At 55.6% G+C, this 12,978-nt stretch carries 11 protein-coding genes; 6 read left to right on the top strand and 5 right to left on the bottom strand.

Annotated features, from left to right (window positions below):
* Window positions 1–67: 67 nt before the first annotated feature.
* Complete coding sequence (locus GOW40_RS12485) at window positions 68–790, bottom strand: response regulator transcription factor (RefSeq protein ID WP_171103260.1); 723 nt, start codon at window positions 788–790, stop codon at window positions 68–70.
* On the bottom strand, window positions 771–1,970 hold the full coding sequence (locus tag GOW40_RS12480; protein ID WP_254444422.1) for a sensor histidine kinase: 1,200 nt from the start codon (window positions 1,968–1,970) through the stop codon (window positions 771–773). Before GOW40_RS12480 ends, GOW40_RS12485 begins: the two co-directional genes overlap by 20 nt.
* A gap of 200 nt (window positions 1,971–2,170) precedes the next feature.
* On the opposite strand from GOW40_RS12480, the gene GOW40_RS12475 reads away from it, so the two are divergent.
* The 6 genes from GOW40_RS12475 to GOW40_RS12450 all read left to right on the top strand — a co-directional run bounded on the left by GOW40_RS12475 (window position 2,171) and on the right by GOW40_RS12450 (window position 9,569).
* Window positions 2,171–3,184 carry a substrate-binding domain-containing protein gene (locus tag GOW40_RS12475; RefSeq protein ID WP_171103264.1) on the top strand — a complete coding sequence of 338 codons (1,014 nt, stop codon included), beginning with the start codon at window positions 2,171–2,173 and terminating at the stop codon, window positions 3,182–3,184.
* An 81-nt stretch (window positions 3,185–3,265) separates the two neighbouring features.
* Window positions 3,266–4,672: a sugar ABC transporter ATP-binding protein gene (locus GOW40_RS12470; protein ID WP_171133011.1), complete on the top strand. Its 1,407-nt coding sequence runs from the start codon at window positions 3,266–3,268 to the stop codon at window positions 4,670–4,672.
* Window positions 4,669–5,592: an ABC transporter permease gene (locus GOW40_RS12465; RefSeq protein WP_171103268.1), complete on the top strand. Its 924-nt coding sequence runs from the start codon at window positions 4,669–4,671 to the stop codon at window positions 5,590–5,592. The genes GOW40_RS12470 and GOW40_RS12465 overlap by 4 nt, the downstream gene beginning before the upstream one ends.
* Window positions 5,592–6,527, top strand: a complete 936-nt coding sequence (locus tag GOW40_RS12460) for an ABC transporter permease (protein WP_171132969.1) — start codon at window positions 5,592–5,594, stop codon at window positions 6,525–6,527. Before GOW40_RS12465 ends, GOW40_RS12460 begins: the two co-directional genes overlap by 1 nt.
* Window positions 6,524–7,423: an SMP-30/gluconolactonase/LRE family protein gene (locus tag GOW40_RS12455; protein ID WP_171103273.1), complete on the top strand. Its 900-nt coding sequence runs from the start codon at window positions 6,524–6,526 to the stop codon at window positions 7,421–7,423. Before GOW40_RS12460 ends, GOW40_RS12455 begins: the two co-directional genes overlap by 4 nt.
* 256 nt (window positions 7,424–7,679) lie before the next feature.
* Window positions 7,680–9,569: an SLC13 family permease gene (locus tag GOW40_RS12450; protein ID WP_171132970.1), complete on the top strand. Its 1,890-nt coding sequence runs from the start codon at window positions 7,680–7,682 to the stop codon at window positions 9,567–9,569.
* Here GOW40_RS12450 and GOW40_RS12445 read toward each other — a convergent pair.
* From GOW40_RS12445 to GOW40_RS12435, 3 genes are all read right to left on the bottom strand, one after another.
* Window positions 9,558–10,823, bottom strand: a complete 1,266-nt coding sequence (locus GOW40_RS12445) for a flavin-dependent oxidoreductase (RefSeq protein WP_171103277.1) — start codon at window positions 10,821–10,823, stop codon at window positions 9,558–9,560. The two genes, GOW40_RS12450 and GOW40_RS12445, sit on opposite strands and share 12 nt — an antisense overlap.
* 65 nt (window positions 10,824–10,888) lie before the next feature.
* On the bottom strand, window positions 10,889–12,385 hold the full coding sequence (locus GOW40_RS12440) for a TRAP transporter large permease (protein WP_171230994.1): 1,497 nt from the start codon (window positions 12,383–12,385) through the stop codon (window positions 10,889–10,891).
* Complete coding sequence (locus GOW40_RS12435; protein ID WP_171230993.1) at window positions 12,382–12,966, bottom strand: TRAP transporter small permease; 585 nt, start codon at window positions 12,964–12,966, stop codon at window positions 12,382–12,384. Before GOW40_RS12435 ends, GOW40_RS12440 begins: the two co-directional genes overlap by 4 nt.
* Between the last annotated feature and the right edge of the window lie 12 nt (window positions 12,967–12,978).

The raw sequence follows: 12,978 nt of genomic DNA, 5'->3' as shown, positions 1-12,978 counted from the left end.
GACCAGCAAGCAGTTGTTGGCGATTGGTCTTCGACCAAACCCCTTTTTTGGCCGGATGGCGCAGTCTTTACTTTGCGCGTTGACGGCTCATCCAAAGTTGCAAGTCACGGTCGGCCTCTTCGAGAATCTCGGAATTGATCAGCTTACGGATCAGGGCATTCGTGACTGTGCGCATTCGTTTATTCAAACCAATCCCGCAATCGCTATCAGGATCTTCGCCCAGCTTTTCGTATAGCGTCGTGAGCCTATTCTGTACGGTGCGCAATGATAGCCCGCGTCTTTCTGCGATGGCCTTGTCCGGCAGGCCGATGGCGACATCCAGAAGGATGGCATGCTCGACTTCTGTCAACGCGTCAGGAGACCGTATTTGTGAGCTTTGGAGCGAGTGAACCTCGCGGTCGATCATCACCTGTCCTTCGAAAAGCACAGCTCGCAAGGCAAGTGCCAGACGTTCTGACGACGCGGTCTTGAGCACATAGCCATAGGCCGCCGCGTCCGGTACGATCCGCGAAATGCCGCGCAGATAGGCTTCATCCGAATAGTTCGACCAAAACAGCACGCGCGTATCGGGACGTTCGCCCCAGATAACGCGCGCCGCGTCGATGCCGCTGCGATCCTTCATCCGAAGATCCATCACGACCGCGGGTATTTGTTCTGCACGCGCCAGCGTCTCGGCTTCGCGACCGTCCTGGGCAACGTCCACGCGGGCAGATGAACCGAATGTCGCAGTGATTTGGTCGCGCAAATACGCGAGGTGCATTTTGTCGTCTTCAACCAAAAGAATGTGCATGTCTCAACTCCGACAGAATTTCCGGCTCAAGACGAATTCCAATTTCGGTTCCGTCTTTATCTTTGACTTCAAATGACGCTCCGATGAGCTGAGCACGCGTCTGCATATGGTTAATCCCTCCCAAACGAGCGTCAACACGCGCTTTAAACGATCCGTTGTCGCGAATGGTCATAGCCAAAGTGCCTTCGGGTGATTGGCTGACAAGAACGTTGATTTGGGAGGCTTGGGCGTGTCGCAATGTGTTATTGATCGCTTCTTGCGATATCCGGAAAAGCGCTGTTCTCACCGTATCGCGCAGCTTGTCAATCTCGCCATTGGTTTGATCCTCATACTGGAAAGTAAGACCAGCCACCGCGCCGCCAGCGCTTTCGAAATGCGACCGCACCGCTTCTTCGAAACCAAACAATTCCAGAATAGAGGGGATCGAACTGTCTATAATCTCGCGCAGATGCTGGATGCATGCGTGCATGTCGCTGCGCAGGTCCGCTGTTTCAGATTCGGTCATTTCAGGTGTAAGACGGCGCGCCAGCCGCGTAAGTTCGGCCAGAGTCTGATCATGCAGATCCATACCGATGCGCTGTCTTTCAGCTTCGAGCGCGTGGGTAAGGCGCAAGGCCCCAACCCTTAATCCTTCTTGTTTGCTTTCTGCGCGGGCGCGTCTGACAGCCTGCCGCCGGGCATCTTCCGAAGATCGCAAAGCAAAGAAATAGGGTGCCAGGATATCAGCCAGGATCTTGACCTTTTGCAGATTTTCTTCGGTGTAATAGTCAACCTGGCGCGACGAACAATTCAGCGCACCAACAGTGCGACCGAGGACTTTCATCGCGACATTGATACGGCTTCGCAACCCGTGTTGAGTAATCGGCCCGCTTATTGCACCTGGAAAAATGTAACGAGAATCCTTGGTGGCATCCCCCGATAGCATCGAGTCTGTCTTTCCCAGCAGTACATCGCGGACCGGAGACCGAGACACCAACGTCCGTCTGGTGCTCCAGAACGTGCTCAAACCCACTTCATAGGAACGATTGGTGCGATTGGCCTCGTCCATCAGACAAATGTCCAGATGGTCTACGGTGATAATCTTGTCGATCTCGGCCTTGACCGCCCGCAACGCAGATTGAATGTCGACCTCACCTGCAAGGTGGTTCGAAATGCGTAGGAAATACTCAAGCTCGGACACATGCATTCTCCTCCTGATACCAAGCTTAGACGAAAGCTTACCCCGGGTCTTGCGTTTCACCTCATGGGTTTTGCGGGAAACCGCAATTGACCTGCGACTGCTACCCTGATGCTGGCGGGCGATTGCCGCTAGCTTTGGCCTGACGCGAGGAGGCGTTAGGAAGAATTTCTGCGGCTTCGACCGCACATGGGAGGAACATGATGAAGACGATTGCCAAACTGTTTACGGTTACAGCTGCCTTGGCGATGACCACAGCTTTGCCCGTTGCGGCTGATACATCGGGAAAGAGTATTGCGCTTTCCAATAACTATGCGGGCAACAGTTGGCGTCAGGCTATGCTGGAAAGCTGGTCCAAAGTCACCGGCGCTGCGGTGGCCGATGGGGTTGTGAAGGCTGCGGATGCGTTTACCACGTCTGAAAACCAAGCCACTGAACAAGCGGCCCAGATACAAAACATGATCTTGCAGGGTTATGATGCGATCGTTCTGAACGCTGCATCGCCAACCGCGATCAACGGTGCCGTGAAAGAGGCCTGCGATGCAGGTATCACGGTTGTATCCTTTGACGGGATCGTCACTGAACCCTGTGCATGGCGCATCGCGGTGGATTTCAAGCAAATGGGTCGAAATCAGGTGAAATACCTGGCCGAACGCTATCCTGACGGCGGCAACCTGCTGGAAATCCGTGGCCTGGCCGGGGTTTTTGTCGACGATGAAATCAGCGCAGGCATTCACGAAGAGGTCGCGAACACCAATTTTGAGATCGTTGGGTCGGTTCACGGTGACTGGGCACAAGATGTCGCGCAGAAAGCTGTGGCTGGCATTCTGCCCAGCTTGCCCGAGTTGACGGCGGTTGTGACACAGGGCGGCGACGGATATGGCGCTGCGCAGGCGATTGCTGCAGCCAATCGTCCGACACCCACCATCGTGATGGGCAACCGTCAGGACGAACTTGCCTGGTGGGCCGAGCAGAAGGCCGCAAACGGGTATGAGACAACGTCGCTCTCCATCGCACCTGGGGTTAGCACATTGGCCTTTTGGGTGGCACAACAGATCCTGGATGGTGCCGATGTTCCGAAAGATCTGACAGTTCCGTTCCTGACCATCGAACAGGACGGATTGGAAGCCGCGCTTGAAACGACACCGGTCGGCTCTGTTGCCAATGTGGAGTATTCTCTCGAAGACGCGAAGGCCGTCATCGACGCCAGCCAATAGTCCCGAGGGCATATTTTGACAGACCTCAACACAAGACCCGGCGCCGCAGTGGCGCCGGTTGTATCGCTTGACGGCGTACATATGTCGTTCGGACCTGTGCACGCATTGGTCGATGCGCGATTTGAACTTTGGCCGGGTGAATGCGTCGGCCTTGTCGGACATAACGGGGCGGGCAAGTCCACGTTGGTCAATGTGATCAACGGGCGCCTCACTCCAACCCAGGGTAAAGTTCGGTATTCCGGCCACGGCGGTCAATCCGACGCGGCCACTGGTGCGCAGGAAGCCGGTATCAGGAGTGTATTCCAGGAACTGTCTCTCTGCCCAAATCTTACCGTCTTGGAGAACCTGCGCATCCCGTATCGCAACATACCGCGCAAGGCGTGGCGCCGGGAAGCGCGGCGCATGGTGCTGGCGGCGTTGGACGAAGTTTTCCCGGATCACGGGATATCGGCTGATGCAGTTGTCGGCGATCTCAGCATTGCGGAACGGCAGATGGTTGAAATCGCCATTGCTTTCGCCGAGCGAGATACTGAACCGGCATTGGTGATCCTGGACGAGCCGACATCGTCACTGGATGCCGCCATCGCGCAGCAATTGCTGAGCCATATCAAAAAATTCTGTGCGGCAGGCGGCACGATTATCTTTATCTCGCATCTGTTGGGCGAAATCTTTGAGGTGGCCACGCGAATTCTGGTGATGAAAGACGGTCGCGTGACGCAGGACAAACAGGCCAATGCCTTTACCCGCGACAGCTTGGTCGATGCCATGGGCCATGTTGTCGAAACCTCAGGTCGTACGCAAAGTGCAAGGCAACGCCGGGCGGTTGGAGAAGAAGTTGCCAGGCTCAACAATGGCATGACGGTTCACGCAGGCGAGATTGTGGGCCTTGCCGGGCTTGCCGGGCACGGGCAGGCCGAGGCACTGGCACGGTTCTACATGTCTCGTGCTTCCGTCTGGCGCAGTACTAAGACCCCCGAAGTGGCCTTTGTCGCGGGTGACCGTACCCGTGATGGTGTGATGCCTTTGTGGTCGATCCTGAAGAACCTCAGCCTGATGACGCTGCGCGAGTTCAGCCAAAACGGTTTGGTCAATCGCAGCGAAGAAGACAGGCTCTATGAAACTTGGAAAGAGCGGATCAAAATCAAGGCCAATAACCCGCTGGACCCGATCCTGTCGCTGTCTGGCGGCAACCAGCAGAAAGTGCTCTTTGCCAAAGCTCTGGCTTCGTCGGCGCCGATAGTGATCATGGATGACCCGATGCGCGGCGTCGATATCGGCACCAAGAAAGAGGTCTATTCCATGATCCGTGCCGAGGCTGACACTGGGCGCAGCTTTCTTTGGTATTCGACTGAAACAGAAGAAGTGCTGGAATGCGACCGGGTCTATGTTTTTCGCGATGGTGAGATTTCGGCCGAGCTGACAGGTGACATGATCACCGAGGAAAACCTGCTGCGCGCTTCGTTTGAGTTACAGGAGGCCACTGCGTGACACGGGATCAACTTCGTATCCTGCTGCCAGTGCTGTCACTGGCCGTTTTGTTGGCCGCGGTGTTCTATCTGCAGCCCCGAACGATGAGCTATTTCGGCCTGAACCTGCTCTTCAACCTCGCGATACCGGTCGCTTTGGCGACTATTGCGCAGATGATGATCATCATGGTCAACGATATCGACCTGTCGATCGGCACATTTGTCAGTTTCTGCGCCTGTGTCACGGCAACCTTTGTCCATGACACGCCGCTGTTGGGCTATTCCATTCTTGCCATTGCGATCCTGGCTTATTCTGCCATCGGGGCTGTGATCCATGCCCGGGGTTTGCCTGCGATTGTCGTGACATTGGGGATGTCCTTTGTTTGGTCCGGCCTTGCCGTTCTGATTTTGCCGTCACCTGGCGGTGCATCGCCAGAATGGTTGCAGACATTGATGAAATCCAAACCGCCTCTGGTGCCTATGGCAATCATCGCTGCCACCTTGATCGCTCTTGTGACGCATCTTTTCGTAAAGCGTTCGTCTTTTGGAGTTGTGCTGCAAGGCGTCGGTGGGAACGAGCGCGCTTTGGAACGTGCCGGGTGGTCGATTGTAAAACTCAAGGCGACAGCCTACGGGATCGCTGGTCTTTTTGGTGCCTTGGCCGGAATGGCTTTGGTGGGGCTGACGACATCTGCGGATGCCAACATCGCCTTGCGCTATACTTTGCTTTCGATTGCCGGCGTTATCTTGGGTGGGGGTGAGTTCACCGGTGGACGGGTCTCACCGATCGGAGCCGTGATCGGTGCTTTGACGCTGACGCTTGCCGCAAGTTTTCTTTCCTTCCTGCGCCTGTCGCCCGATTGGCAGATCGGAGCACAGGGGGCGATCCTCATTCTTGTTTTGGCAGTGCGGCTGCTGGTGTCCCGCCGGGAGGAACGCTGATGTCTGGCTTGAGTCAAAAACCGTGGATCTGGTCTTATTTGGCGGCACTTGCGGCCTTTGGCGCAACGATGATCGTCTCGGGCGGGCAGGGCGGCGGGTCGCTTTTCTTCGCGGCGCTGACCTTTGCGTCCTTTGCCGTCATTGTGGGTGTTGGGCAGATGTTTGTGATCACGCTGGGCCCCGGCAATGTTGATCTGTCCATTCCCGCCACCATGACACTGGCGGCGACACTGGCGCTCAAGTTCATGGATACCAATACAAGCCTTATGCTGCCGGGGCTTTTGATCGCACTGGGAACTGGAACAGCCTGTGGCATCTTCAATTTCGGTCTGATCCTGCTTTTGCGTATCCCGCCGATTATCGCGACGCTGTCTTCGTCTTTCCTATTTCAGTCCCTGGCCATCTGGTCCAACCGGGGGCTGCGGATCAAGCCGCCTGAACCATTGGCTGATTTTGCAACGGGTGGACTGGTGATCCCGAACCTTGCACTGGTTGCAATCGGTGTTGCTGTGGTTGCTTGGATCGTACTTGAACGCGCAATTGTGGGGCGCTGGATTCTGGCCACTGGCCAGAACATGCGAGCTGCGCAACTTAGCGGAGTACCGGTCAATGGTGTGCGCTTTGGCGTTTATGTTGCATCGGCCATCCTTGCATCACTTTCTGGGTTTCTGCTGGCGAATTTCTCGGGTGGAGCAAACCTGAATATGGGGGCCGAGTACATGTTGACCTCAATCGCTGTGGTCGTGATCGGCGGCAGTTCCATCGCGGGTGGCAATTCAAATGTGCCCGGCGTTTGTGGGGCAGCCCTGTTTATGTTCCTGTTGGTCTCAATGCTGAACAGTTATGGATTTGGGGCTGGTGCGCGACTGATCCTTACCGGAGTAATCATCATGATGGTTGTAGTCTTTGCAAGTAAACGAAAGTACGCAGCATGAAGGCCGAATATGACATCGTCGACTCTCGTTTCCTGGATTTGATCCTTCACAACGTCCAACTCATGCAACTGTCCAGCGGTCATATGTGGACCGAAGGCCCGGTATGGGTCCCCGCTCATCAATGCTTGTATTTCTCCGACATTCCTAACCAAAGGATTCATCGTTGGACACCGGATGGGCAGATCACAGTCTTTCGCGAAAATTCGGGATTTGCCAATGGCAACACACTAGATGCCGAAGGGAGGTTGATTACCTGCCAGCATGGGACACGCAGCGTAACCCGAACCAACCACGACGGATCGATTGAGACCCTGGCCGACAAATATGGTGAAAAACCTCTGAACTCTCCGAACGACGTTGTCGTCAAAGCAGACGACACCATTTGGTTCACCGACCCGACCTATGGGATCATGGGCAATTACGAAGGCAAACGCGCTGTCCCGGAACAAGCTGCCAGATCCGTTTTTTGCTTTGATCAAACGACCGGATCGACAAAAGCAGTCATCGACTCCTTTGCGCAGCCTAACGGGCTTGCTTTTTCTCCAGATGAGACGCGTTTGTATATCGCTGACTCCGGTGCCAGTCATGATCGTTCGGTCCCCTCAACCGTCTATGTTTGCGATGTGACCGCAGACAATACGCTCTCTGAGCGCGCCGTATTCGCTGAAATTAAACCGGGTATACCGGATGGCTTGCGTGTCGATTGCCATGGAAACGTCTGGATTTCCTCTGCTGATAGCGTGCAGTGTTTCGATCAAGATGGAAAACTGCTTGGACGGATTTTTGTGCCCGAGGTTGTATCCAACCTTGAATTTGGCGGCCCAAGGAACACGCACTTGTTCATCACAGCAACCACCAGCCTCTATGCCATCCACGTGAACACACAGCGGAGTTGAACGAAGATGCCAGAGTACAGATTTGTATCGGGTCGCCACTTCGAGTTTCAGTGACATCGCCAAAGGCAGTGTTTTGAGCTCTGTCCAGTTTGGTAGGGTCTTTACGATGCGTAAAAGCGCATATCTATCAGAACGCTACCCTCTTTGACTGCGCACATATCTTTGCCTCGAATTTGGGAACTGGCAAAGCAAAACTGTTGGATTGGCCCTATGCGGAATTGGAAACCCTCGCTAGACTTGTGCTCAAGGATAGACGATGGAAACAACAATACTGACTTTCGAAATGACGGTGGTCCTTGGACTGCTGGCATTGACCGTATTTCTCTTTGTTTCGGAAATAATTCGCATTGATCTGGCGGCGATCCTGGTTCTGGTGATCCTGGGCGTGCTCAGCACACTGCCGGGTCTTGAAAGCCTCGCCAGCCGGTCCGAGCTTTTCTCAGGCTTCTCCTCAAACGCGGTTATCTCGATCATCGCTGTGATGATCATCGGGGCGGGGTTGGACAAAACCGGTCTAATGTCGAAGGTTGCCGCACTGATCCTGAAACGCGGGGGAACAACCGAGGCCAGGATCATCCCCATCGTCTCGGGCACCGTGGGTGTCATCAGTTCGTTCATGCAGAATGTTGGCGCTGCCGCGTTGTTCCTGCCTGTCATCAGCCGCATATCGGCACGCACTGAAATTCCCATGAGCCGCCTGGCCATGCCGATGGGGTTTTGCGCCATCCTTGGCGGGACGATCACGATGGTCGGCTCTTCCCCGTTGATTTTGCTGAATGATCTGCTGATCTCGGCCAATCGCAGCTTGCCCGCAGATCATCAAATGGAGCCTTTTGGTTTGTTTTCCGTCACACCCATCGGAGTGATGCTGGTGCTGACCGGGGTTTTGTATTTCGTTTTGTTGGGCCGATGGATACTGCCCGGTAAACGGGCGCGAGGCGAGGATGCGGGTGCTGCGCGTTCGATGCAGACCTATATCGAGAATACCTATGGGCTGCGCGCCGATATGTTCGAGGTGCGCGTGCCCGAAGGGTCGATCCTGATCGGTCAGACGCTGGCCGATATCATGGTGGCGCATCACATCTATATTCTGGGGACCTCCTTTCGCGGTCACAAGGTCATCGCGCCAATGGCCGATACCACAATCGAAGCGCCTGCGCGTCTGGCTGTTCTGGGTCTGCGACGGGTGCTGCATGACGAATTCGCCGAGCCTTATGGCCTGGAAATCCTGCCCGGTCTGGACGTGTTTGCCGATGATTTTGCCGCCACTGAATCTGGCGTGGCCGAAGTGGTTATCCCACCCGGTTCCAGCGTCATCGGGCGATCCCCGATCGAGCTACGCTTGCGTCAAACCCATGGCTTGTCGGTTCTGGCAATACACCGGGGCGAAGGAACTCTGAGCCATGTTGAAACCGAAGACCACGAGGCTACCCATATCGGCGAAGTCAATCTTCAGGCCGGTGACACTCTGGTGGTTCATGTCCAATGGGAACGATTGACGCGTTTGAAATCAGATCAGGATTTCGTGGTCGTGACCTCAGACTTTCCGCAAGAAGAACTGCGCCCGCACAAAGTGAACTGGGCGCTTGGGTTCTTCTTGTTGACGCTGTGCCTGATCCTGTTCACAGACCTGTTGTTGTCGCTTGCGTTGCTGACAGGTGCCGTCGGTATGATCCTGTCGCGCGTGCTGTCCATTGACGAAGCCTATGAAGCTGTCAGTTGGAGTACCGTTTTCCTTTTGGCCTCGCTGATCCCGTTGGGTATGGCGGTGCAAAACACCGGTACAGCTGCCTGGATCGCCGAAAAGATCCTGTCGCTGCTGGATGGCTGGCCCTTGTGGTCGCTCCAGGCGGGACTGGCAATATTGGCCACGATCTTTACGCTTGTGATGTCAAATGTGGGTGCCACGGTCCTGCTGGTACCCTTGGCGGTATCCATCGCGATTTCATCCGGTGGTGATCCGGCGGTTTTTGCGTTGACGGTTGCGATCTCGACCTCAAACTCGTTCCTGATCCCGACACATCAGGTGAATGCGCTGATCATGGGGCCTGCGGGTTATCGCGTTGTGGACTTTATCCGCTCGGGCGGGATCATGACCATTCTGTTCCTGATTGTGTCCATGATTGGCCTGACGCTATTTGTCTGAGGAAAGCCTGATCAGCGAGACCTGTGCGTTGGTGTCGTCTACAGTCAGATGCGCGAGCCGTTTGAATCCATCCGCATGGGCCTGACGCTCGGCCATCGGTAATAGATTATCAAGCTTTGAGAAATCGCCACCGCATCGGTCCTCGGCCATCTGCATGATCGCATCCGGGCCGCCAGATCCGCGATTGGCGTGGGTGACTGCGTTAGCCATCGGGCGCACGGCTTGCTCATATCTCAGCGCCGCAGCGTGACCAGGGCCCAGATCCTGAATGGCCGCGCCAAGCGTGCGCGCGTCAATGATGGCCTGGCTCGCACCGCTTGATCCAACCGGATAGGTGGCATGTGCGGCATCACCGATCAGAGTGACGGCCCCGTCGGTCCAGGTGTCCACAGGCTCAAGATCGACCATAGGGTACTCAAATACCGCCTCGGCTTCCGCGATCAACGCGGGAATATCGATCCAGTCGAAATCCCAATCGGTGAAGTCATCTGCAAAACGGGCAGGGTCAACCCGGCGGTTCCAGTCCTCTTTCTCGATTGTCGAGCTTGGGTCGACCCGCATTTCTGCGATCCAGTTGATAACGGTCCTGCCATCATCCGGGTTTGGCTGCGAAATCGGATAGGACACAAAGCGCTGCGTGTCATTCCCCGCCAGAATCATCGAGGCACCGGACAGGAAGGGTTTCGCAATCGTTGTGCCGCGCCACATGATCCCACCGCCCCAAACCGGAGGGCCTTGATCTGGGTACATCTGCGCGCGAACCGCCGAATGGATACCATCGGCTGCAACCACCATGGATCCCAACACGCTGTCGCGACCATCGGAGCCGCGCAGGATCAGCTCTGCGCCATCGCCTCTGTCCGCAAATCCTTCGACATCACATCCAAACGCAACAGACGCTTCACCGCAGCGTTGCAGCACCTCCTCCAGCAATTGCATTTGAAGATGACCACGGTGAACCGAATATTGAGGCCATTTATAGCCTGCAAATCGACCGCGTGGTTCGGTCCAGATCTCGACACCGGTCCTAGTATAGAAGCCGTAATCGCGAGTCTGAATACCGACCCGGTCCAACAGCGGTTCGAGCCCCAGGTCGAATAATTCCCGCACTGCCGGGGGTTGCAAGTTGATGCCCACGCCAAGCGGCTGTGGTCGCTTTACTTTTTCATAAATGCGAAACGGAATACCAATTTGGTGCAAGGTCAGACCCATCGTCAGGCCTGCGATGCCAGCTCCTGCAATCAGCACAGTCACTGTGGGGACCTCTTTCCGGGTCTGTGTACTCTCTGAAGGGAATAGCACATGATCTCGGACCGCCTTTAAATAGGGATTAGCATGAGTGTGATCGCTGGAAAGGCAAGCAATATCCCGACACGGATCAAATCAGAGCCCACGAAATAGAGCACGGCCCGATAGGTCTCGGTCATTGGTGTTTCCCGATCCATCGCGTTGATGACAAACAGGTTCATGCCCACAGGAGGGGTGATCAACCCGACCTCAACCACAATCAGCACAAGAATGCCAAACCAGATGGCTGTTTGTTCGATATTCACCCGGTTGAAGGCTCCGGTGGACGCTCCGCGCAGCCCCAGTTCACGGGCCATCTCGCGGCTAAGTTCTTGGCCTGAAGTCAACAAGGCTTGGGCCTCGGCCAAGGCGGCTGCGGGGATTTCTTTGCCAGAAGCAATCAAATCATCCAAGCGCGCAGACTGGAACTCGACCAAAGAAACAAGACCGAAATCAAGTCCTTGCACGATAGGCCAAAAGATCGGGATCGTCAGAAGGATCATCGACAGGCTGTCCATGAAACAGCCCAGGATCAGATAAAACACTAGGATCACAAGGATGATTGTGACCGGTGCGAACCCGCTGTTTGAAACCCATTCGGCGGCAGCCTGCGGCATCTGGGTCAGCGCCAAAAAGCCATTATAGAATGCAGCCCCCAGGATGATAAAAAAGATCATCGCGGTGGATTTGGCGGTGACCACAAAGCTTTCGCTCAGACGGGCGCGGGTCAGTCCGCCAGCAAACCAGGCAATAACAGCTGTGCCAAACGCGCCGATGGCCGCCCCTTCGGTTGGGGTGAACCACCCCAGATAGATACCGCCCACAACCAGCGAAAAGACCAAAAGCACCGGCCAGACATCAAACAACGCTCGAAAACGTTCTCCGTAAGGCATCCTTTCACGCGTTCCCGCCGAACCGGGATTAACGCGGACATAGACCGAAATAGCAATCATATAGCCGATGGCCGCCAGAATGCCGGGGATGAAAGCGGCCAGGAACAGTTTGGCAATGTTCTGTTCGGTTATGATGGCATAGATCACCAATACCACCGAGGGCGGTATCAGGATGCCCAATGTTCCACCCGCTGCAAGCGTAGCGGTCGAGAAACCACCCGAATAGCCATAGCGTTTCAATTCTGGCAGCGCGACACGGCTCATGGTGGCTGCGGTCGCTAGAGATGATCCGCAGATAGCCCCGAACCCCGCGCAGGCCCCCACGCTGGCCATGGCCACACCCCCTTTGCGGTGACCCAGCCAGCTTTCAGCGGATTTGAACAAGGCCTGGCTCATCCCGCCCAGCGTCGCGAAATGGCCCATCAGCAGGAACATCGGGATGATCGACAGGGAATAGTTAGAAAAGGTCGTATAGGTCTCGGTCCTTAGCCGTCCGACGGCGATGTTGGTGTCACCCGTCATCAGGATGATGCCTACAAACCCGGTCACGAACATCGCCAGACCGATCGGCACGCGCACAAAAATCAGCGCAAGAAGCGCCGGAAAGGACCACAGTCCAATGGCAATGTCGCTCAAGAGTTTTGCCTTTCGTCAGAAAGAGGGTTGTCTCGGCCTGCGATGACCTGGCCGGCGCGCAACACGGCCATGTAGATCCCTACAAGGGCGGCAATCCACATCGCGACGATGCTTGCGGCATAGGACCACCAGACCGGAAACTCCAGCAACAGGGTAGTCTGACCGGACCGGAATTTGCTGAGCCCACCCAAGGTCAGTTGCCAGGCCAGCAGAACCAGCACGGCGGCAAACAAGAGCTCGGTCAACAAGCTCAGCAACCTGTTCGCCGGGGCAGGTAGTCTTGAGGCGAAGATATCGACAGAAGCATGGGCGCCAGTGATCTGGCAAATTGGAAGAAAGGCAAAGATCGCAAAGGCCATTCCGGCTTCGACAATTTCGAAATCACCGTTGACTGGACCAATCCCCAAGGCCAGTAGCCAATCGGCAATACCCGGAGCAAAGCTTTGCATTGCATCGCCGTGCAAAACGCCATTCAGCAAGCGCCCGGCGACCGAGACGCACACAATCAGGATCAACGCAGCCAAGGTGATCCCGCCCAAATGCGCTAGCAGACGAGCAAGCCTAAAGACAAAAGCGTGCATATTCAGAATTCA

Source organism: Ruegeria sp. HKCCA6707 (assembly GCF_013033515.1).
GTDB lineage: Bacteria > Pseudomonadota > Alphaproteobacteria > Rhodobacterales > Rhodobacteraceae > Ruegeria.
This window is presented reverse-complemented; position numbering and strand designations above follow the sequence as displayed.